The sequence below is a fragment of the Thiomicrorhabdus sp. genome (assembly GCF_041583835.1).
Taxonomy (GTDB): domain Bacteria; phylum Pseudomonadota; class Gammaproteobacteria; order Thiomicrospirales; family Thiomicrospiraceae; genus Thiomicrorhabdus.
The window spans coordinates 1-22,417 of the sequence record NZ_JBFHFC010000004.1 but is presented as its reverse complement, the minus strand read 5'-3'; the positions used below and the strand labels follow the sequence as shown (position 1 = coordinate 22,417).

Annotated in this window: 25 protein-coding genes; 7 read left to right on the top strand and 18 right to left on the bottom strand. The window is 47.0% G+C overall.

Going from position 1 to position 22,417, the window contains the following annotated elements; translation table 11 throughout:
• Positions 1-163: 163 nt before the first annotated feature.
• From ABY044_RS03210 to guaB, 6 genes are all read right to left on the bottom strand, one after another.
• Positions 164-754 carry a hypothetical protein gene (locus tag ABY044_RS03210; protein ID WP_373018106.1) on the bottom strand — a complete coding sequence of 197 codons (591 nt, stop codon included), beginning with the start codon at positions 752-754 and terminating at the stop codon, positions 164-166.
• Positions 755-808: 54 nt separating this feature from the next.
• Positions 809-2,917, bottom strand: a complete 2,109-nt coding sequence (locus ABY044_RS03205) for a chemotaxis protein CheA (protein ID WP_373018104.1) — start codon at positions 2,915-2,917, stop codon at positions 809-811.
• Between the two features lie 10 nt (positions 2,918-2,927).
• Positions 2,928-3,503, bottom strand: coding sequence for a chemoreceptor glutamine deamidase CheD (cheD, locus tag ABY044_RS03200; RefSeq protein ID WP_373018102.1), 576 nt, complete (start codon positions 3,501-3,503; stop codon positions 2,928-2,930).
• Between the two features lie 161 nt (positions 3,504-3,664).
• Positions 3,665-4,204: a tRNA adenosine(34) deaminase TadA gene (gene tadA, locus ABY044_RS03195; protein WP_373018100.1), complete on the bottom strand. Its 540-nt coding sequence runs from the start codon at positions 4,202-4,204 to the stop codon at positions 3,665-3,667.
• Positions 4,205-4,268: 64 nt separating this feature from the next.
• Positions 4,269-5,849: a glutamine-hydrolyzing GMP synthase gene (gene guaA, locus ABY044_RS03190; protein WP_373018097.1), complete on the bottom strand. Its 1,581-nt coding sequence runs from the start codon at positions 5,847-5,849 to the stop codon at positions 4,269-4,271.
• Positions 5,850-5,890: 41 nt separating this feature from the next.
• On the bottom strand, positions 5,891-7,351 hold the full coding sequence (gene guaB / locus ABY044_RS03185; RefSeq protein WP_373018095.1) for an IMP dehydrogenase: 1,461 nt from the start codon (positions 7,349-7,351) through the stop codon (positions 5,891-5,893).
• 325 nt (positions 7,352-7,676) lie between these two features.
• On the opposite strand from guaB, the gene ABY044_RS03180 reads away from it, so the two are divergent.
• Positions 7,677-8,009 (top strand): hypothetical protein, encoded by a 333-nt coding sequence (locus ABY044_RS03180; RefSeq protein WP_373018093.1) that lies wholly within the window; start codon positions 7,677-7,679, stop codon positions 8,007-8,009.
• Positions 8,010-8,099: 90 nt separating this feature from the next.
• On the opposite strand, the gene ABY044_RS03175 is transcribed toward ABY044_RS03180, so the two are convergent.
• Positions 8,100-8,762, bottom strand: coding sequence for an energy-coupling factor ABC transporter permease (locus tag ABY044_RS03175; protein ID WP_373018091.1), 663 nt, complete (start codon positions 8,760-8,762; stop codon positions 8,100-8,102).
• Between the two features lie 88 nt (positions 8,763-8,850).
• Between ABY044_RS03175 and ABY044_RS03170 the strand changes: the two genes are divergently transcribed.
• Together ABY044_RS03170 and serB are read left to right on the top strand one after the other, a co-directional pair.
• Positions 8,851-9,252: an RDD family protein gene (locus ABY044_RS03170; protein ID WP_373018089.1), complete on the top strand. Its 402-nt coding sequence runs from the start codon at positions 8,851-8,853 to the stop codon at positions 9,250-9,252.
• 42 nt (positions 9,253-9,294) lie between these two features.
• Positions 9,295-10,125 carry a phosphoserine phosphatase SerB gene (gene serB / locus ABY044_RS03165; RefSeq protein ID WP_373018087.1) on the top strand — a complete coding sequence of 277 codons (831 nt, stop codon included), beginning with the start codon at positions 9,295-9,297 and terminating at the stop codon, positions 10,123-10,125.
• Between the two features lie 112 nt (positions 10,126-10,237).
• Here the strand turns inward: serB and ABY044_RS03160 are convergent, their stop codons facing one another.
• Entirely contained in the window at positions 10,238-11,233 is a 996-nt protein-coding gene (locus ABY044_RS03160; RefSeq protein WP_373018085.1) for an MBL fold metallo-hydrolase, read from the bottom strand.
• A gap of 215 nt (positions 11,234-11,448) precedes the next feature.
• Here ABY044_RS03160 and exbB point away from each other — a divergent pair, with 215 nt between their 5' ends.
• From exbB to ABY044_RS03140, 4 genes are all read left to right on the top strand, one after another.
• On the top strand, positions 11,449-11,880 hold the full coding sequence (exbB, locus tag ABY044_RS03155) for a TonB-system energizer ExbB (protein WP_373018083.1): 432 nt from the start codon (positions 11,449-11,451) through the stop codon (positions 11,878-11,880).
• A complete protein-coding gene (locus ABY044_RS03150) occupies positions 11,877-12,263 on the top strand; it encodes a biopolymer transporter ExbD (protein WP_373018081.1) in 387 nt (128 codons plus the stop codon). Before exbB ends, ABY044_RS03150 begins: the two co-directional genes overlap by 4 nt.
• Complete coding sequence (locus ABY044_RS03145) at positions 12,263-13,003, top strand: energy transducer TonB (protein ID WP_373018079.1); 741 nt, start codon at positions 12,263-12,265, stop codon at positions 13,001-13,003. The genes ABY044_RS03150 and ABY044_RS03145 overlap by 1 nt, the downstream gene beginning before the upstream one ends.
• Positions 13,004-13,115: 112 nt before the next feature.
• Positions 13,116-13,553 (top strand): SufE family protein, encoded by a 438-nt coding sequence (locus ABY044_RS03140; RefSeq protein WP_373018077.1) that lies wholly within the window; start codon positions 13,116-13,118, stop codon positions 13,551-13,553.
• A gap of 50 nt (positions 13,554-13,603) precedes the next feature.
• Here the strand turns inward: ABY044_RS03140 and ABY044_RS03135 are convergent, their stop codons facing one another.
• From ABY044_RS03135 to ABY044_RS03090, 10 genes are all read right to left on the bottom strand, one after another.
• Positions 13,604-16,054, bottom strand: coding sequence for a YbcC family protein (locus ABY044_RS03135; protein WP_373018075.1), 2,451 nt, complete (start codon positions 16,052-16,054; stop codon positions 13,604-13,606).
• A complete protein-coding gene (locus ABY044_RS03130; RefSeq protein ID WP_373018073.1) occupies positions 16,051-17,607 on the bottom strand; it encodes an NADH-quinone oxidoreductase subunit L in 1,557 nt (518 codons plus the stop codon). The genes ABY044_RS03135 and ABY044_RS03130 overlap by 4 nt, the downstream gene beginning before the upstream one ends.
• 366 nt (positions 17,608-17,973) lie before the next feature.
• On the bottom strand, positions 17,974-18,921 hold the full coding sequence (locus ABY044_RS03125; protein WP_373018071.1) for a LysR substrate-binding domain-containing protein: 948 nt from the start codon (positions 18,919-18,921) through the stop codon (positions 17,974-17,976).
• 109 nt (positions 18,922-19,030) lie between these two features.
• Positions 19,031-19,654: a BMC domain-containing protein gene (locus ABY044_RS03120; protein ID WP_373018069.1), complete on the bottom strand. Its 624-nt coding sequence runs from the start codon at positions 19,652-19,654 to the stop codon at positions 19,031-19,033.
• Positions 19,651-20,268: an RdgB/HAM1 family non-canonical purine NTP pyrophosphatase gene (gene rdgB / locus ABY044_RS03115; protein ID WP_373018067.1), complete on the bottom strand. Its 618-nt coding sequence runs from the start codon at positions 20,266-20,268 to the stop codon at positions 19,651-19,653. The genes ABY044_RS03120 and rdgB overlap by 4 nt, the downstream gene beginning before the upstream one ends.
• Positions 20,269-20,276: 8 nt before the next feature.
• A complete protein-coding gene (locus ABY044_RS03110; protein ID WP_373018065.1) occupies positions 20,277-20,663 on the bottom strand; it encodes a hypothetical protein in 387 nt (128 codons plus the stop codon).
• 330 nt (positions 20,664-20,993) lie between these two features.
• The gene (locus tag ABY044_RS03105) at positions 20,994-21,329 is read right to left on the bottom strand and encodes a hypothetical protein (protein WP_373018063.1); all 336 of its coding nucleotides are present in this window, start codon (positions 21,327-21,329) and stop codon (positions 20,994-20,996) included.
• The gene (locus ABY044_RS03100; RefSeq protein ID WP_373018061.1) at positions 21,326-21,601 is read right to left on the bottom strand and encodes a 4a-hydroxytetrahydrobiopterin dehydratase; all 276 of its coding nucleotides are present in this window, start codon (positions 21,599-21,601) and stop codon (positions 21,326-21,328) included. The genes ABY044_RS03105 and ABY044_RS03100 overlap by 4 nt, the downstream gene beginning before the upstream one ends.
• Complete coding sequence (locus ABY044_RS03095) at positions 21,598-22,146, bottom strand: bacterioferritin (RefSeq protein WP_373018059.1); 549 nt, start codon at positions 22,144-22,146, stop codon at positions 21,598-21,600. Before ABY044_RS03095 ends, ABY044_RS03100 begins: the two co-directional genes overlap by 4 nt.
• Positions 22,147-22,191: 45 nt before the next feature.
• On the bottom strand, positions 22,192-22,417 hold a 226-nt coding region (locus tag ABY044_RS03090; protein ID WP_373018057.1), incomplete at its 5' end, for a BMC domain-containing protein.

The following is a 22,417-nucleotide window of genomic DNA, read 5'->3' as shown; positions in this document are numbered from 1 at the left end:
ATAATTTCAGACTTTGCTGAATTACTACCATTGTTATAAATTTTTTTAGATAAAGACACATTAAATTTTTTATAGGCAAATAAGCAGTTTGCAGTATTTATCTGGATTCCATCCGGGCATAAAAAAACCCCTAAAAAGGGGTTTTTATTATTTGAGATCTCAGTTAGAAGAGTTCGATTTCGTCTTCGTCCTCAGCGGCGGCTGCGGGTTCATTCATACGGGCTCGCATTCTCGAACACATAATTTCAATCGCTTCTTCCACCGGCAGATGCTGATCGAAGATAAGCTCAAACAGCTCTTCTTCTTCACGCATGGTTGTGCCTTTACGCACACTCTTCTTAAACGCTTCCCATTCTTCGCGGTTTTTAACGCGCATTTCATGAGAAACGATCTCCGCCAATCCGGAAAGTCCATGAGAAACGTGATTCAAACGCTGGCTCAATTTATCGTAAAACTGGAAAGCGATAATCGCTTGTTGCATTTTACTAGCCAATTCGGCCGTTTGATTTGCCAATAGTGCGTTATAAGACTGTGCCGCTTCGTTGTCTGCGACCAAATCGAAAATGTTTTGGCTAGACTGTTGAATCTCCTCGATATGTTGTGACATATAAGTAAACGAATCAATCAACGCATTAACCGAATGGTCACCTTCGGTAATCGACAAGTCGATTTGAGCAACGGACAAATTTAAAATCAAAATCGTTTGCTGAACTTCTTCAGCACCCAATGCGAACTCTTCAGTTCCGGTAGTCATTCCGACTCCTTATTCTTTTTTATTATTATGCTTTTATTTTTAAAGTCTTGGACATCAGGCAACATTCATATGCGAAGTAACTGCACCGTTCTTATGACTGGAAACCGCTTCCTTAACATCCAAAATAAACGAAACCGTACCGTCACCCAAGATAGTCGCTCCGGCTATACCGTCAATTTTCATGAAGTTGCTTTCCAAACTCTTAATAACCACTTGTTGCTGGCCTAAAAGATCGTCGACAAAAATCCCTGCTCGTTTACCGCCGTCTTCAACAACCACTAACAAACCTTCTGCCAGGTCTTCGCAGGCATCTTTAATACCAAGTTTCTTATGTAGACGAATGACCGGGATATAAGCGTCACGCAGTTTATACAGTTCTGCCTGTCCGGAAATACCTTTGATCAATGACTTATCGACCTGAATCGATTCAATAATAGAAACCAATGGGAAGACGTAGGTCTCGCTGCCGACTTTACACAACTGGCCATCCAAGATTGCAAGCGTCAGCGGTAGACGGATGCTAAACACACTGCCGACACCTAGAGTGGTCTGAACTTCAACGGAACCGCCAAGCCCCTTAATGTTTCGACGCACCACATCCATCCCGACACCACGTCCGGAAATATCACTGACGACTTCTGCCGTCGAAAAGCCCGGATGGAAAATCAAATCCACAATTTCCGCTTCGGACAAGTTGTGATCGGCTTCGATCACACCCTTTTCAATCGCTTTTTGCTCTATTTTCGCAGCGTTGATACCGGCACCATCATCGGTAATCTGAATCATGATATTACCGCCTTCATGGAAAGCGGCCATTTTAACGGTACCTTTCGCCGGCTTACCGGCTTGTGCACGCACTTCAGGACTTTCAATACCATGGTCAATGGAGTTACGGACAATGTGCACCAACGGATCGGTCAACTGTTCCAACATGGTTTTATCAAGCTCGGTTCCTTCGCCTTCCATCACCAGGTCAATTTGTTTTCCAAGCTTTTGACTAACATCATGAACGATACGCGGCATACGGTTAAACGCAAAACTGACAGGCAACATACGAATATTCATCACGCTTTCCTGCAATTCACGCGTATGGCGTTCCAAATGGGTCAAGCCTTCTTTAAGCTTGTCAATCCATTCACCGCTACCGCCGCTGTCACGCTCCTGTTCGGCCTGCTCACCAAACTGACTTAACATTGACTGGGTAATAACCAATTCACCGACCAAGTTCACCATTTGGTCGATTTTACTCAAATCAACACGAATTGAACTTTCTTGTTTTGGCGGAGCCGCAGCAGCTTTTGCATTCGCCTTACCAGCCGCCGGCTTAGTCGCTTGAATATCCGCCACCTTACTGCTTGCAGGAGCCTCTTGAACCACGCTCTGTTCCACGACTCCCTCTTCAACAGTAGTCTCGGCTTCTGATTGCACGGCGTCTACCGAAGAACTCTTTGGCGACGTTATGGTAATTTCAGCACCATCTCCGTCAATCCATTCAAATACTTCTTTAATATCATCCTCTACAACGGAATCACCCGACAGGGTTAGATCCCATTTGATATACAAATCTTCCGGTTGGAACTCCGCAGCTTCGGGTAACTGGCTTAAATCCGCTTTAACGTTCAACTCACCCAATGTTTCCAACTCGCGAAAAATTCTCAACGGCTCGTTACCGGTTTGCAGCAACTCTTTTTCAGGTACGATTTTAATCTGCCATTCACCTGAGCTCTCTTCAGATGTTTCTGCAACTTGTTCCGATTTACTTTCTTCGGAACCGCTTTCCATTCCTAAAATTCGTTCTAAGGCACTCTGGACTTGATTGGCTCGTTCTTCATCAATCGGTTGGCGGTCCTGTAACTTGGTCAACATATCTCGTAGAACATCAACTGCAGCCAACATCGTATCAATCGCTTCTTGAGTCACATCACGGCGACCGTCTCGCATCTCATCCAACAAGGTCTCTAAAACGTGAGTAAACCCGGCTATTTCGATAAAACCAAACGTACCGCTTCCGCCTTTGATTGAATGAGCGGCACGGAAAATTTCATTAATCTTTTCATTATCCGGTGTCCCGGGAGGCAACGACAATAATCCAGCCTCCATCACGTCTAGGCCTTCAAAACTCTCTTCAAGATAAGTTTGACGAAAGGTTTCCATCATATCCATAGTAATTTCCTTAGAATAGTTCTACATCACCTTCAACAGGATTAGATCCAATATTATTAATGTAACGATTTTCTTGATCGGCAAGCGACTGGTTGTGCATCGGGTTTAAGCGTCGGACACGAACACGTCCATTCAGAGGGTAATACAAAACCTTCCTTGGATAGATGTCTCCGATATCTTGGGAAACCACTTTAAAACCTTCGGTGAATACGTAATCAAATGCAAAACCGATGTTGTACCAACCGATGTTGGTCATCGAACTCATAATGCGTCCGCCGCCAAACAATTTAAACTCCAAACGTTCCCTTTTGGCGCCTTCCGAAAGCAATGCATTCACCAGGTTTTCCATGGCATAGTTACCGTAACGGTTGGCATCCGATAACTCTGTCGGTTTACCTGCACTCTTATCGACGGGAAGCATAAAATGGTTCATACCGCCGACTCCGGCAATGGGATCTCTTACGCAAGCCGAAATACACGACCCCAAAACAGTCTCGATACGTTCATTTAACTTGGTGACATAAAACTCACCCGGTAAAATTTTAATCGTAGTTATGCCTTCAGCTGGATCGACACTTTTCTGCATAATATATTATTTTGTAACCCGCTCAACATCATTCAAATATGCCGATTTGCACCTGAAAGTCCGTATACAACCTTCGTAACTCAAAATAGCTTTCATCTCAAATTAAATGCAATCATTCTTATTATGGTTATATTCGCATTCTTTCTTATTGCTATCAAGTTTTAAACACATGAATTTTTCTTACTCAGACGCTTTCGCTCTTTATGTTCAAGTCTGCGTTGCTTAAAAAACTGACTCAATAATCCACTGCATTTCTCTTTTAAAATCCCACCGCAAAATTCGACTTGATGATTCATTTTATCGCTGTTAAGCAAATGAAAAACCGAGCTAACGGCACCGGTTTTCAAGTCTTCCGCTGCATAAACCAATCTAGCCACTCTGGCGTGCACCATTGCGGCAGCGCACATTGCGCAAGGCTCCAGTGTGACATAAAGCGTCGTATCGATTAATCGATAATTCTGCAAACGATCGCCTGCCTCTCTTAACGCCAAGATTTCGGCATGCGCACTTGGATCATGCATTTGTATCGGCTGATTCCAGCCTTGGCCGATTAAACGTCCATCCTGAACCAGTACAGCCCCGACAGGCACCTCTCCTTCGGACTGGGAACGCAACGCCAACTTATAAGCTTGCTCCATCCAGAATTCGTCTTGCTCTTCCTGGGCTAACCCCGGAGGACAGACTTGCTGTAACTCAGACATCCACTATTCCTAAAATTGAAAAAGGCCTTCATCAAGAAGGCCTTTTAATCCGATATAACCGGCATTACTCCCATTCAATGGTTGCAGGCGGTTTACTCGAAATATCGTAGGTGACTCGCGAAATGCGCGGAATCTCGTTAATAATACGTCCTGAGACATGCTCAAGAAATTCGTAAGGTAAATGCGCCCAACGAGCCGTCATGAAGTCGATGGTTTCAACCGCACGCAATGCGACGACATAATCGTAACGACGGGCATCGCCCACAACCCCAACCGACTTAACCGGCAAGAACACGGTAAACGCCTGCGAAGTTTTGTCGTAAAGATCCCATTTCACCAACTCTTCGATAAAGATGTGATCGGCAAGACGAAGAATATCCGCATACTCTTTTTTCACTTCACCCAAGATTCGCACCCCTAAACCCGGACCCGGGAATGGGTGACGATAAACCATGTCATAAGGCAACCCTAACGCCACACCCAGTTTACGCACTTCATCTTTGAACAACTCGCGAAGCGGTTCAATTAGAGACATTTCCATATCTTCCGGAAGTCCGCCGACATTATGGTGCGACTTGATAACCTTAGCCTTACCGGTTTTTGAACCGGCCGACTCGATTACGTCAGGATAGATCGTCCCTTGAGCCAACCAATTAATACCTTTAAGCTTTGCCGATTCCTCATCGAAAACTTCGATGAATTCGCGTCCGATGATCTTACGTTTTTTCTCAGGATCGACTTCGCCCGACAACGCAGACATGAAACGTTCCTCGACATCGGCACGGATAACCTTGATCCCCATGTTCTCGGCAAACATGGCCATAACCTGATCACCTTCTTTATAACGAAGCAATCCGTGATCAACGAACACACAAGTCAGCTGATCGCCAATCGCTTTATGCAATAAAGCAGCGACCACCGAAGAATCCACACCGCCGGAAAGCCCCAGCATCACCTGATCCGTTCCGACCTGCTCGCGAATGCGGGCGATGCTGTCGTCAATGATATTTTCAGTTGTCCACAGCTTTTCACAGCCGCACAAATCAACGACAAAGCGCTCGATCATACGCATACCTTGCTTGGTGTGCGTCACTTCAGGATGGAATTGAATACCGTAGAAATCTTTCTCTTCATTCGCCATACCGGCAATCGGGCAGCTCGGCGTGCTTGCCATCAACTTAAAACCTTCCGGCATCGAATCGACACGGTCACCGTGCGACATCCAGACATCCAACATACCATAACCTTCTGGCGTAACGTGGTCTTCGATGTCTTTCAACAGTTTGGTGTGGCCGTGCGCACGGACTTGAGCATAGCCATACTCATGCTCGTCTGCATTAATGACCTTTCCACCCAACTGCTCGGCCATGGTTTGCATACCGTAACAAATCCCTAAAACCGGCACATTCAAATTGAATACGACATCCGGGGCAACCGGAGCATCGTCACCGGTGACCGTTTCCGGTCCGCCCGAAAGAATAATTCCGCGGGCGCCGAAATCCACAACATCCTGCGCATCAATATCCCAGGGTTCGACTTCGCAATAAACTCCTATTTCACGAATACGACGTGCAATGAGTTGCGTATATTGAGAGCCGAAATCCAAAATCAGAATTCGATGTTCATGAATGTTTGCTTGTGTCATAGGTTTTCCAAATTTTGTAAATTACTAAATTATATTAAGTTCTACACGCGGTAGTTTGGCGCTTCTTTAACCATGGTAACATCATGCACATGACTCTCGGCCATACCAGCAGAAGTAACGCGGACAAAAGAAGGTTTGGTATTCATGGTCGGAATATCCTTACAACCGGTATAACCCATGCTCGAACGAACACCGCCCATCAACTGATGGATGATCGGAGCCAACGGTCCTTTATAAGCAACACGCCCTTCAATCCCTTCTGGAACCAACTTATCTTCCGCATTTGAAGCCTGGAAGTAACGGTCACTTGAACCACTTGGTTGCGCCATCGCACCCAACGATCCCATTCCACGGTACGACTTGTAAGCGCGCCCTTGATAGTATTCGATTTCGCCCGGAGATTCTTCGGTCCCTGCGAACATACTTCCGATCATGCATGAAGAAGCACCGGCAACCAATGCCTTAGCAACGTCACCCGAGAAACGCAAACCACCATCGGCAATTAGAGGAACGCCACTGTCAGCCAACGCCTTAGCCACATTCGAAATCGCAGAAATTTGAGGAACGCCCACACCGGCTACAATTCGAGTAGTACAGATCGATCCAGGACCGATTCCCACTTTGACGCCGTCGGCACCCGCTTTCACCAAATCCAACGCCGCTTCAGCCGTCGCAATGTTCCCGCCGATCACGTCCACTTCCGGATAGTTCTGCTTAACCCAAGCCACGCGATCCAATACACCTTGAGAGTGACCGTGAGCCGTATCGACGATAATAACGTCAACACCGGCTTCAACCAACGCGGCAACACGCTGCTCAGTCTCTGCACCGGTTCCTACAGCCGCACCGACACGTAAACGACCGTTATCGTCTTTACAGGCATTTGGATGATCCGAAGACTTCATCATATCGGAAACCGTAATCATCCCTTTCAAGTTAAAGTCGTCGTTTACAACCAGAACGCGCTCGATACGATGCTCGTGCAAAAGATCTAACACTTTCTTAGGGTCTTCTTTTTCTTTAACGGTCACCAAACGCTCTTTAGGCGTCATGATTTTTGAAACAGGCTGCGACATATCCGTAACGAAACGGATATCTCGGCTGGTGACGATTCCGACCAACTCCGTACCGTTCATAACCGGAGCGCTGGAAACACGGTTCGCTTTGGTTTTTTCAATCGCTTCGGCAACCGTATCCGTATGCTGGACGGTAACCGGATCTAAAATAACGCCGTGCTCGTACTTTTTAACTTTACGCACAACGTGCGCCTGCTGTTCGACCGTCATATTCTTATGAATGATACCGATACCACCCTCTTGCGCCATCGAAATAGCCAAACGTGCTTCGGTCACCGTATCCATCGCGGCAGAAACCAATGGAATATTCAAAGAAATATTGCGTGTTAATTTTGTTTTCAAAGAAACGTCTTTTGGTAAAACCGTAGAATGGGCTGGTACCAATAAAACATCGTCAAAAGTTAAAGCTTCTTGTAAAATTCGCATCTTTTTCTACCTTAATATAAAACTTATAGGCTAATCAGTTATTTTTCTAACTAAACACGGCCTCATCGGTGTTTTTCACAAAACAACCAAAAATCAACCAGTTACAAACAGAAATTGTATTTTTTAAACAAAAAATAACCGATTTTTCATTTAATAGAGCACATTATAAAGATTGACACGGGCTGGGTAAACTTAATAACGTATGCATCTAGACGAAAACAGTAAAAAAACTGTTCGTTAATTAAGCTTTTCATTCAAGCCACTACCCATTACAATAAGTTGGATTGAACAGAAATAAAGCTCTTTCAACTGGAGGAAAACAATAATGAAGAACGTTTTGATCAGTGCAAGCATTGCAGCAGTACTAGGCCTAACCGCTTGCTCAAGCATGGCAACTCAGTCAGCAGATTCTTATGACGCAATCGTTGCAGACGCAACAGCAACTCAAGCTAAAGCCGCCGAGATGAAAAATGTCTGGCAACAAAAAGCAATGAAATTGTCTTATGTCGATCATTATTTGGATTTAGCAGCTAAAGCTAAAGAAAAAGGTGACGAAGCAAAAGCGGTAGCAATGGCTAAAGAAGCTCAAAAAACTGCGCATGCAGAAGTTGCGCAAATCGAACAAAACGCAAACTTAAAAGCTGCGTGGGAAAAATAAGCAACGAATTTATTCTTTCTTGCTAAGAAAATAAAAACCGGCTAAAAGCCGGTTTTTTTATGTATTTTTCATACCCAATTCGGAAATCCGTCATTTAAAATAATCACGGTCACTAAACGAGCTCACCCACTCCGGCTTGAATAAAATGAAAGCCATCATCAGCATTCCGTTTACAAACCCTTCCGGTATAGCCATTAAAGGGATATAAGGAATAAAACTCTGCTTTAAGACATCATAACTGTGCAGCTCAGCCGCATACAACACCATCGCACCTACTCCCAGAGAAACCACTATTCCAACCGCTGCGGATAAAAATGCATTAAAGAACGCAAACACAAAAATATTGTGATCCAAGACCCGATAAGCCCAACGCGCCATCCACCAGGTAATGAAAATCGGAATCACACCCATCAAAACCGCATTCAAGCCAAATGCCAAAACTCCCAAGCCCGATTGCAGCGTAACGCCCACTAATGCCAGACTCATCGCCATGAATGCAAACTGGGGACCAAACATCAAAGTCAATGTCGTCATAAACAGGAAATGGAACGTCAGGCCGTTACCGATACTCGCACCGAACAGCCAGACCAAAAAGACCACCATGGCTGCGCCAAGGAGGACATGCTGCGCCCCCTTATCATCTTGGACTTTGTACCAAGGTGCCGTCCTCAAAGCCCAGACCAACATGCCTGCCCAAATCAGCAAACTGCCCACCAACCAACTTAAACTCAACCCTTCCGCATGTAAATTCATCACATCCTCAATATGCCGCGAAGACAAAAAAAGCCATCCACTTTATGAAAGTGTACAATATTGCCAACTATTATAAATGACTCAACCTATGAACCGATTCAAAATTATTTTCGCCATGCTGTACGATTTCATTTTGCTCTGTGCGGTCTGGTTTGCTGCGGCATTACCCTATGTATTATGGCAGGGAGAGCAGTTTCAAAGCACCCCCGCCGCCAACTTAGGCTTTCAACTCTACCTGCTGGCAATTACCTATCTTTATCTCACTTATTTCTGGACCCATTCGGGACAAACCCCGGGATTAAGAACCTGGAAACTCAAACTGGTGAGAGAAGACGGATACCTATTGACCCGTCACAACGCCAACATGCGCTTTCTGGCCGTGGTTTTCTTCTGCCTCATCGGCTGGATCAGTCTGTTTTTCACCTCAAAACAACAAACTTTGCAGGATATTCTAGCAAAGACTAAAATAGTGCCCATTATTGAAGAGTAGGCCCGATTAGAGTCTTATCGCCCGCAACCAACAGGACATTTCATGGCAATCATCATCATCCATTCAAACGCCTTAAACTTTGAACAAAGTAAAATCCTTGAACGCAAATTCGGTAAATTGACCGCAGTAAACAACCATTTCCGCGCCGAAGTCGAAACCAGACCGGATCGAAACAGCTTAATAGAACTAAGCCAATCATTGGAACTGGACATCAATATTCTACCGGATAACTTTGACCCAAAAGCGGTCAAGCTGGTTATCAGCGACATGGATTCAACCTTGATCAGCATCGAGTGCGTGGATGAGATTGCCGACTTTATCAACGTCAAACCGCAAGTGGCCGCCATCACCGAAGCCGCCATGCGCGGCGAGTTAAACTTTGAAGAATCCTTGACCGAGCGTGTCGCTCTACTTAAAGGTCTCGACACCGCGGCACTGCAGCATGTTTACGATGAACGTTTAACGTTAAACCCGGGAGCGGAAGCCTGGATTGAAGGCCTAAAAGAACAGCAAATCAAATTCGCTTTGGTTTCAGGCGGCTTCACATTCTTTACTCAACGACTGCAAGAACGTCTCGACATTGATTTCACCCGCGCCAACACTCTGGCAACGGCAGAACACAAACTCACCGGACAAGTAGAAGGCGATATTGTCGGCGCACAAGCTAAAGCGGACTTCCTGATCGAACTGTGCCAACAAATGGAAATCTTAATGAGTCAAACCATTGCCGTCGGCGACGGCGCCAACGACCTGATGATGATGCAAGAAGCCGGCTTAAGCGTTGCCTACCATGCCAAACCGGCGGTGCAGGAAAAAGCCGATACCGCTTTAAACTATCGCGGACTGGATGCCATTCTGGATTTCGTGGCATAAGAATAAGCCCTATTCCGCTTATTCAAGTTACTCAAGATACAAAAAAGCCGGGGCAAACTTCTGTTTGACCCGGCTTTTTTATTGATCGCACTTTAAAGCTGACGCTTTAAATTTAGAACATGCTCTTTTCGACTTCGGCAATTGCAACCACGATAAACTTACCTAACGTGCTGTCATAACCTGGCCACTGGCTGGCAACGTCTTTCATGAAAGGATGCGCCATAATCTTCGGTTTCATCTCGAAATCCGACAGACCTTCATCATAGTACTTAGCGGCATCGTTATAAATGGTTTCACAGAACGTCTTGAACTCGTTCGGCAAATTCTCACCGTCATGTTTACCGTGCCCTGGAATATAAGTATCGACCGGCAATGCTTTGATCTTATCCATCGCTTCGATCGAACCGACATAAGAACCGTCAGCCATGTTGGCAATACGGCGCATCATCATGTCGCCCGAATACAATACCTTGTCTTCAACCACTTCGATCGCCAAATCCGATTCGGTATGTACTTTACCGAAATGGTGAATCTTCAAAGTCGTATCACCGAACTTCAACGTTTCGCCGCCCGCTAAAGCTTTTGTCGGGCTAGTCGCAATCGTTCCGGACACTTTATTACCGGTCGTACGTTGCATAAATCCGATCCAGAAATCACCTGAACCGTTTTTGATCTGGTTGATCACCACTTGATGCGAATAAATATCGACGTTCGGATTAGCGGCAACAAAAGCGTGATTCCCTAACCAGTGGTCACCGTGATAGTGAGTATTAATCACCGCAACAACCGGCTTATCGGTTACTTTCTTGATTTGACGTAAAAGCATTTCAGCAATCTGAACCGATCCACCGGTATCAATCACGACAACACCTTCAGAAGTAACGATAAAACCAGGGTTACTGAAAAAACCGAAGTTTTCCGGACTTGGCTCCGGATCTTTTGCCAATAAATAATAACAACGATCGCTTACCTTTGTATAAGCGACGTCAGGCACAGCCGGACCTCTAACAACCATATCATCACTTGCATACAGTGGTTTCAATGCAGACATACCGACCATACCAGCCGTTAGTCCGAATGCCGACTTCAATAAATCACGACGTTTCATAAGCAACCTTGCTCCTATTTATCCACTTTGAAATATTTGGACAGAGTAATATACTCTTGTGATATTCAAATCGCAATAAATACGTCCCAAGAGTCATACTTTTTAAAGACTTATAGATTGCATTGTTTTAGCGGATTTGGCACACTTAACGGCTCATTTTTAGCCGGTTCCAAGCCGCATTTACCACTGAATTATAAGTAAGCAACGACCCATCCATGGAATTATTAAAACTCTATCTAGACGGCACCATCTTCGGCATTCTCGGACTTATGGGCTTTATCGCCTTGTGGATCACAATAGAACGCCTGTTCTTTTACAAAAAAATGGACATTTCCCAATTCAATCATGGCGAACTGCTTCAAATTGCAGCTACCCGTAACCTCACCACCCTATCGACCATCGGTGCCAATGCGCCTTACGTCGGTCTGCTTGGAACGGTACTTGGCATATTAATCACCTTTTACGATCTAGGCCAACAACATACCATTGATACAGGTGCCATAATGACGGGCCTCGCCCTGGCATTAAAGGCAACAGCCGCCGGCATCGCCATCGCCATTCCGAGCATCATGAGTTTTAACGGTCTAATGCGACGCGTTGACGTCATGCAATCCCAGTTCAAAGCACAACAAGATTTAAAACAATGAAACGATTTGACAGCATCAATGTCATCCCCTTAATTGACGTCATGCTGGTATTGCTGGCAATCGTACTGACCACGGCAAGTTTCATCGTCAAAGACAACCTGAACATCGAACTGCCGGAAACCCAAAGTACCCAGTCTTATGTTCCGCCCGTTGACGAAAAACCGGTTAAGTTTCACATCGATCAAAACAATGTGTTCTACCTGAATGAAGAACCTCAAGAGATGGCCTCAATCGATGGTTTTTTAGCCCGATTGGACAAAAAACAGAGTATCGTCATTCAAGTTGATAAAAGTGCCGATTTCGGCAGTTTCGTCAAACTCATCGATGCGTTAAAGGCACAACAGCTCAACAATCTGACCATTCTTACCAAAGCTTCGTCGTAATGAGTTCCAATTCGTTAAAAGCCCTGATACTGACGATTTTTCTATACAGCCTGCTTTTCATCGTGGGCTACTGGCTCTATTCCCTACCGATTAAAAAAGACGAACCACTCGTAAACGTGCCTGTTACCCTGTCCATGTTTCAAGAAATGAAAGCACAACCGGAACCAAAACCGGAACCAAAACCGGAACCAAAACCGGAACCAAAACCGGAACCAAAACCGGAACCAAAACCGGAACCAAAACCGGAACCAAAACCGGAACCGAAGCCGGAACCGAAGCCGGAACCGAAGCCGGAACCGAAGCCGGAACCGAAGCCGGAACCGAAGCCGGAACCAAAGCCGGAACCAAAACCGGAACCAAAACCGGAACCAAAACCGGAACCGAAGCCGGAACCGAAGCCGGAACCGAAGCCGCTATACAGTTCGGAGCAAATAGCGAATGCCGAACAGGCTTATTTAAACAACCTGCGTGACGAAATCATCCGCCATGCACAAGACAGCTATCCTCGTCAGGCTAAACGCCGTCACTGGGAAGGTACGGTTATCATCCAATTCGTTATTTTGGAAAACGGTAACATCGTCAATCTACAACTCCTCCAAAGTTCGGGGAAAAGATTGTTGGACAATGCCGCCCTTTCAATCATTCAAGAACATATGCATAACCATTTCCTCTCTTTTCCAAAGCAGATTCAACGGACACAGTGGCAAATCAAAGTTCCGGTTAACTATCACCTGAACTGATTCGGTTCCCGGCAACCCGACTTGACGGCAAAATAGCCGTATTTTCCCCAGTTTAGATGCTTTCGTAAAAGTGGTATCATTAGCGCCTCAGAAAATAACCGAGGAATCGAGTGTGGAATTTACCCCACCAAAACAAAGTCTTGAAGAAGTACAAGCGGATCTAATCAAACGCTTTACGCACTTTGCCAATCCAAAGGATCGCTACAAGTACTTGATCGATATGGGCAAGCAATTACAGCAATTGGATTCGGCTTTTCAAACCGAAGAAAACCGCATCCACGGTTGCCAATCGCAGGTTTGGATTCATATCGAAGAACACGACGGCCGCCTGTACATGCAAGCCAAAAGCGACGCCGCCATCGTTTCGGGACTGATCGCTCTATTACTTCGCGTATACAATGGACGCACCCCTCAAGAAATTGCCGGTGCGCCTTTAGATTTTTTAGGGAAAATCGGTTTGTTACAACAATTAAGCCCGAACCGTTCGACCGGCCTGTACCACATGATCAAACGCATTCAGTCGGAAGCACAAAAACGCCTCACTCAATAGATTGCCGTCGAGAAACGGCCACTACGATTTCCCCCTTTCCGGGTGAGAAATCACTGGCCGCTCAAATAACGGCGAATACTGCCGTCGCGCCCCCAAACAAAGCAATACAGCCATTCGTTATCGATCAACTGCCTAACCACTTCATTTTCAGCCGCGACTTTATCGACCGCTTCCCAAGGAGCATCGATATAAACACTTAACCTCAAGGGTTCGTGCATCCATTTTTCCCCGTTATGGAGCGATTGCATCGGCAACCCGATTCTCAAGTCACCGCCATTGCCTTCAAACACACCGATGCAACCGTCGACAACATTATGCAACACCTTGTTCCCACTACCATAAACATGGTTATCGCAAACCGAGGCGTAGTACTGCATATTGATCCAGTTGGTTACAACCATGGGCGCGGTCATGATCAATGTCAACAAAGACAAGTCTTCATCCTGCTGCCAATCATAATCATGCAAGAACGCACGGCCCTCCAGATTCAAACCTTTGGTTCTTGAACGGGGAGCGACAATGAAAGCGGCATTATTGGACAACCCCCACTCAGGCCTAACCTGAGACCAATCCTTGGCACGGCGTTGAATCGTCTGATGCAGACTTTGACCCTGCAAGTGATTCAATCCCAACCTACCCGCCCGCTCTTGTCGAGCCAGGCCGGTGGCGCGGGATAGCCAGGTCTTAACCTGACCGTCCAGACCTTCGGAACCGAAACAGGTAAACTCGTCCGTCGTGGTGTTATGCATGGCTGCAATAAAACGGGTGCCATCGGGAATCGTGATTCCCCTTTCCATCAAACCGTTCCGAACCTGCTCGTCATTCAACAAAAACGCCAGAACGCGAACATTGATTTCACCGGTCTGTCCTCCACAGGCACCGCAATCCAACCCGGCCGCATGCGGGTTGTTGCAACTGCTGCTGCCGTGACCGACCAACAACACCGTTTCCGCCAGATTCCGATCCAAGCCCATGGCATGCAAAATACCGGCCGCCAAATCCGCTTTCTGATCCACAGTCAAAGGCGAATCATGCTGAATCATCTCAAACTCGTCCGTTGCCGGGAGTTCGTTGATCGGATTCGCATGCGCATCGGGAAACAGGCTATTACGAAGCAACTTAAAGGCATACATCAAGCCCGTTGCTTCAACCATACTGAAGGTGGCCGGAGGCGCATTCCCCCACTCGATCCAGCGCGCTTTCCGGTTCAAGGAACTGGCCGTCTCGTTTTTTGACGATGCCGACATAACCGGAGAGACCTTGATTCCGGACTTCAACAAGCCGGGAAGCTGAGGACGGGAAACATCCGTCCCGATAGGCTGATACTCTATGGGCAAGCCGAAAAATCCGGCAAATCCGAGAGTTTCTATTCGCGCATCCTGGGCCTCCAAAGCACGCCTGATGACCTCGGAACGAACATCGATACAGAAAGCCGCCTGCAAAATCGAAGGTTCCTCATTAACCTGATTCTTCGCTTTGCTGGCATGATCCAACTGTTGATGCAGATCCGACTGGAAGGCGATCTCCGCCGCTCTTTGCCAGATCCAGGATTTGGCCTGAGCCGCCTCATGAATTGAGATCAGCTCCGGCAAAATGCCGATCTGGTGACGCCACATGACTTTAAGTTCATTGAACACCGAACGGTCACTGTCTCTCTGGTGCCCCCACAGAACCCACTCCCAAGCCATACGAATCGCCAGGAATTCCATCATCAACTCATTTTCATGGCCGTTCAAACGGTCCTGCCAACGCAAATAGGCCACCCAAGAAGCCCAGCCGTTCACATCCAGCAACAACGCATGCGCATAGTCGGCCAGCTGGCTGTCTGGTACTCCGAGCCCCACCAAGGCTTGCGCCAACAGGGTTTCCGGATCTTCCGGCAAATCCATGAAATGTTCGGTCAGCCCGTCTTCCGCCATGAGGATTTCAATCCCCTTATCCTGTCGGGTGGTTGCCAACCATTCACCATACAGTCCCTTGTAACGATCCGAATAAGCTTCCCGGTCTTCTTTCAGACGGAAATAGTCCGCACAGAATTGGCTGATTTGATGGGTAATCTCATCGCGCCAAGCCATCTTGTATTTACGATCCCGCCCGCTGTCGACAAAATCGCTGACGTTATGCCAATGGGTATGCTCGTCTTCTTCGAGCAGATAACGCTCAAGATTCTCAACCGAATAATCCAGCCCCTTCTCTTCGGCCGCCTGCTGTAAATGCTGGGGCTGAAGACTCTCCATCCAGATTTCCCGGAAATACGATTTGGGCATCACACACTGAGCCTGGCTTAAAGCACTCAATTTTGCCGACACTTTAGCAACCGGTTGGTCGCGCATTTCCCACCAAGGATTGACGGCAATCAACTCATCCAACGGCCAAGTAGGCGCAATACGGCCACAAGCGTCCGTCAATTCCGTTTTTTGTTTTTCCGAAAGCTCCGGCATCAGCAACTTTGCTTGATTCAAGCCATCGCTTTCCGAAGCCTTTTCCTTATGCAAAATCATTGATATAACTCCTCCTTGGGAACCTGTAATTTCTTGGGCTTGAACCGCACCGGCAATCTCGTCGGGTAAATTCTGAGATTCAGGCGTGTAACCCATTCATCCAAATAGAAACCGGCATAAAACGCACGTCTCACTTTCTTTATCCAAGGACGTTCACTTTGATATTGGAGTAGCAAATAACCCGCTATAAACAGAATCAGAAGGAAAGCTATCCATAAATCGCCCGCCCAGCCGACACTGGTCTGCATGGATGGCACAATCAAGCTGGCTCCGCTCTTCTGCAAACTGTAAACCAGCAGCAAAACGGCACCTAAGCCAACCATTCCAAGTACCGAGGCGGCGGTCAATCGACCCCGCCTTTCGGCAATCAACAACGTCAATGCAATCGCAAATAGCAACCATGGACTGTATGGCGCAGGCAACGCTAATGCCCAAACCAACGCAACAACCAGACCGGCAGAGATCGCTCCTGCAATCCACCACTCGGTGACCGAAGGCGCCACCGGTCTTGAAAGCCTGCGTTTCATACTGGATTCGACTTCCGAACCGGAGTTTAGGAACGCATAAGCTTTGTAACAGGAGTGGGCGACCAAATGAAGCAACGCCAATTCAAACAATCCCAAAGCACACTCGACCAGCATCAATCCCATTTGCGACATGGTCGACCAGGCCAGACGCACCTTCACCGAAGCACGCGTCATCATCACCAGCGCGGCCAAGACGGTCGTGATTCCACCAATCACCAGAAGCGTCCACTGAGCGAAGTCCGACAACACGATCAAAGGCGCGAAGATAATGAGAAGGTATCCACCCAGATTGATGATACCGGCATGCAACAGTGCCGAAACCGGTGTCGGTGCCTCAACCACCTGAATCAACCAGCCATGCAACGGCAATTGGGCACATTTAACCAATGCCGCCATCGCCAGAAGCACCGCGGCAAACTGATCCAGTCTGCTTAACTGCTCCGACGAAGAGACATTTTGGTAAATTTCACTGATGAACCAGGTACCGTGTTCATAATGCAAAATCAAAATGGCGCCCAGAAGACACGATTCCGCAACCCTGGCGAAGATAAACTTTTTGTGCGCCGCCAATACGGCTCGCTGACGGTTCGGGAAAAACACCAACAGTCTATGCAAACTCAGACTGATCGCAATCCAGGCAACCATCAATAGCAGCATATGGTTACTGACGATAACCGTTGCAACACTGCCCAGCGTCACCAGCAACCAACGCAGATAACGTTTTTCTTCTTCGACATTGCCCGCCATATAAGCACTGGAATAACGGATATTGACGAAGGCGATGAAATTCACCAAGCCCAACATCACCAGGCTCATTCCTGACGCGCCGAACCACTGACCGGATGCCGAACGGTCAATCCAGTCAAAATAAACCGACAGGGCAAGAAACAGTGTCAGTGACAATCCCAACAAACTGATCGCGGTTGCCAATTTCCAATTGGCACGTCTCTCGTTGGTTAAAGCCCCGATAAAATATATGGTCGGTATCACCAACATGATTGAGGCATCCATCCATTGCATATTCATAGAAGACTCCTTAATTTTCTTTCGAATGCAGACAAGCAATTCTTGCTTTGCGCAATTCGCGTTTTTGAATGTTTTTTAAATATTAGGAGATAGCGCATCGAAAGAAAAATTGGTAAATCGAATACGACCTATAGACTAAATGGAATGGTTATTTTTATAAGCGACATAAACCCTGAAAACCCCATCAATAAAGGGTTGTAGACTTTACATGCCAAAATGAAATTTAAAGAATTCCGTCACCGGAAAAGCATTGCCTTTCGGAAAAAAGAACCTTTTATTTTAGACGGGTATGCGCTCTGCATTGGCACAAAGCGCACGCCGGATAAACAGGAGAAAAGACGAAAATAAGAGTTACTTAGAGCCTCTTTACAGTTCAATGAAATCTTCGCCCGACTTCCTCAAAAAGTTCAAAAACTCCTGAGCGATAATCGAGAGCTCCTTGCCGCGCGGATAGACAATATTCCACTGTTTTTGAATCGGGAATCCCTCGACATCCAATTCGGTGATCGGCCCCTGCTCCTTTTCCAAGTAGAGGGCGTGTTTGGATACACAGGCCACGCCGAGATCTCCTGCGACGCAGTGTTTGATCGCCTCGTTACTCTTCAAGGTCAGTCTCTCATTCACTTTCAGCCCTTTGGCTTCAAATGCGTTTTCAACCGCCGAACGGATACCGGACCCCTCCTCCCTCATAATAAAAGGCTCTTTTGCCAATCGCTTGAGTGTCACTTTCTTTCCTGCCAGTTCATGCTGACTGTTGGCAATGATCACCAAAGGGTTGGGGGCAAACGGAATCACCTCCAAATCGAGTTCGCTCGGGGGAATCTGACCCAAAATATAGATATCATCCAGATTTCGTCTGATCCGGCTTATAAGTGTATTACGGTTGGCGATGGTCAAATCCAAATCAATATCCGGATATTTTTTACAAAAATCACCCAACGCCAACGGCATGAAATATTTGGCCGTTGTCATGACCGCCACGCGAAGACGCCCTCGAGTCATCCCTCGGTAATCATCCAGCTTCATCTCCAGGTTGGAGAACTGATTAATGACATCCCGGCAACTACAGGCAACCTCCTCACCGATTTCGGTAAGAAAGATTTTACGACCCACCTGCTCGTAAAGCGGCATGCCGATCGCCTCCGCCAGACTTTTCACCTGGGACGACACCGTTGGCTGCGTCAAATAGAGTTCTTCGGCCGCTTTGGTAAAACTGAGGTTACGCGCAACCGATTCAAACACCTGTATCTGGCGTAACGATGCGTGCCGTATCAAAAAGTTTTTCGGTTGTTGAATAGGTTGTTGTTCGCTCATAGCTAAAGTCTTTATTAATTTGTTAATCAACCACTTACAGCGATTGATGATACATTACCTGTACAGTAAGTTATACAGGCAATTGTTTATAAACCATACAAACAATTGTTTATGATGACGCCCGGCACGTTAAGCGCTGAAGCGCGTCATTGGCCGCCCTGGCCGCTTCGGTAATATCCGATTCTTTACCGCACATCAACAGACGACCGTAAGCACCGACCGCACGGGCCTCCACCAATGTGACGTTGGCCGCCTTTTCCGCTTCGTTTGCGGCATAAACGATGTAACCGGCCGGTTCGGTCTCCATAATAAACATACTTTGTCCGGGCAAAATCATTGAACCCTTACGGTTATCACGGTTGATCAAAGTGGCGTGATCCGGCGTCACTCCGCGGATAATCTCGCTCCACATCACAACGCACTGCTGCCGGTCATACTCATGAGTATTCAAGTGTCTTAATATATGTTCACCCGCTTCCTGTACGTCGCTCTGGTCTCTATGGTGAATAACCATTGATCCATAAGCTCGTTCGACAATCTGTTGCCCCAAGCGGACATTCGAAGCCTTAAGGGCAACGTCCGACAGGCGATGTACCGCCATCCCCGGAGCCACCTCTATCCAAAGACAGGAATCTCCGGGAACCGGCAAAAACCCCATGGATGCCGTTCCCATATACGAAGCCAATTGAGGCTGAAGGGAATCGAGAAAAACATAGGTACGCAATTCAATCATCTTCTCGCATCTCCCTTTAATTGGTTTAACTGGTTAATCACAGACTGAACCGCCTTGGCTCGGTGACTAATCCGGTTTTTTATTTCAAACGGAATTTCAGAGACGGATTTCACCAATTCGGGAATCCACATAACGTCGTCATACCCGATCCCGTAGCCGGTACGTGGCTTCATTAAAATCTCTCCATACCAATGCCCGACTCCAATCACTGGCATCGGATCCCTTGCATGTTTTACATAAACGACCGCGCACGAATAACGGGCGAGTCGCTGCGGATACGGCAGCATCGCCATGTCCCTTAACAGTTTTTTTAAATTCAGCTCCTCCGAGCCGTTCTCGACCCCGGCATAACGGGCGGAATAGATTCCCGGCTGGCCGTTCAAAGCCTCAACCTCCAAACCGGAATCATCCGCCAAAGCGGGTAACCCGGTTCTCTCGCTGGCAAATCGCGCCTTGATGATGGCATTCTCAACAAAACTTAAACCGTCTTCGACGGCCTCTTCCGTAAAGAAGTCGGTCTGCGGTTTTGTCACGATACCCGCCATGCCCAACATGGGCGCGAGCTCTTTAACTTTATTGGGATTGCCTGTTGCCAAAATAATCGGAGACATCATCTTATTTCTCAATTAAAGCGCGTCATGACTTCTACATCCGAAGAAAAAACCATCAAGTCGTGGCCCTTCTGGATGTATTGGCTCAGCTCGTCCAACAACAAAGCAAAAGTACTGTTTTTGACTTTAGCCATAAACATGATATTGCTGCCTGCCAATGAATCTTGTAATTGAACATTTTCCCTGACATCGTAGAGCGTATATTCTTTGATCCCGAGCACCTGCATGATTTCAATCAGCTCTTTCTCAAGGCAATCCGGAGGTATGATCTGAACACACTTATCGCTGCTTTCCTCAGCCAGGATCGCACGGGGCTTTTCATTTGCTTGCCGACTTTCCGTCTCGGCAAGGCCTACACTCCATTCTTCGGTTTCGTATTCTTCTTCACACCATTGCATGACTGATCTCTCTTTAACAGTTACCGTGTTCTCTTAATATCTTTGCGAAAACATTCAGGCAGAACAAAGTCATTCAAATTCATTCGCCCGGATATGTCGTCGAACATACAGATTCTTAAATTGGTTCCCATGTTATTGAATTTATTCTATTTTGAGAAATTGAAGTTTTCTCTTCCTACCATAGACTCGAATCAATATATTTTTATAGGAAACAGCACACACCCTCATGACGAAATCATGAAACTAAAATCAAAAAAAGAATGGGCAGAACCGGCACTGCCCAATAGGCTAAGACTTCCGGTTTGAACGCCTAAATAAGACGAGGTATTTCTAATCCGGCCAAACTCTTCTGCTTGAGAAAACCTTTACCTGATCAGCAATATGCTTTGACTCGACAGGGGATTCCTTAGAGGAACTTCCCTGAGAAGATGGCTTTGACGGCTTGGCCGCCGTCGAGCTTCTTACTGGAGAGGAAGTTGCCTTTGAAGTCGGTTTGCTTGTAGCCGCATTCGACTTTTGAACCCCTGCTTTTTGTGGTGCGGCCGCTTTTTTGACGCTGCTCGCTCCGCCGGTTTCCTGTTTGCCAGAAACCTCTTTTTGAACGGTTGATGCCGCCTTGTCCGCGACTTCTACCGTCGTTTTATTTGAATCCTGTGGTGTCGTCATGCACATGCTCCTTGCGAATATTCGGTCACACGGTAAAACCCTTCGTCTATACCGGTCGCAAGATTGAAATCGACTTCTCCAAGTGATTCGCCCTTGGCATAAATAACCACCGAAACATGTCCCCTGCCAAAACTGACATTAGGGTGATGCTCCAATCGATCGGCCTGTTCCGCCAACTCATCTAAAAACGTTCTCAAGGTTTCAAAACTTTCGAACTCAAACCGGGCTTCCATAGAAGCCGGCTTGTCTTTCAGTTTCCATCGCTCGTTCATACAAAGCTCCTATTTGGTTGATAAGCCTGAGTCATCGCCTGAAAGTAATCTTCCAACCAAGACCGTACTCTCACCAATTGTGTCTGCTCTTCTTCCAATAGACGGTTAAACAGGGCATAGTCTTCCTGCGCACCAAAATTGGCGCAATATTGAGAGGCTTCGGAATAGAGTTGAATCAAGGCGATTTCGCGCTCTTCACAACTTCTCAAAGCCTCGGCAATATTATTTGCCGGACCTGCCGGACGTAAAACACTACCTGCCGGCAATGCTCCTTGAGCCACCATACGGTCTGTAATCAGATTCGCATGTTGAAACTCTTCGTTCGCTAAAGTCACAAACCCTTCGGCATAAGCTATTTCCTGGCGAAACTTTGCCAACGAAGCCTGTGCGAGATAATGCTGTCCGGCGGAAAACTCCAAACTCAGCGCTCGTCCCAAGTACCCCAGGATTTGACTGTTAGCAACAGCTGTTTGAGCCTGAGGAATTTGGGGATAGGCGCCGGCACCCGGCATGACGCTCCCTGGCATTCTGGACGAATAACGCATGTCTCCCTCCTGATTTATCCGGGGCTAAATTAAGCCCCATCGATATTAGCTTCGGCCTGCAGAGTTGCCGCCAATCATCAACACCGGTTCCACTTCTTTGTGTGGACGTGCGATGATGTGCGCTGCTACCAAACCGTCACCGACACGTTCACAAGCGTCTGCTCCGGCACGAACCGCTGCGTTAACCGCGCCGGTTTCACCGCGAACCATCACAGTGACGTAACCGCCGCCGACAAACTCACGGCTTACCAAACGTACTTCCGCCGCTTTA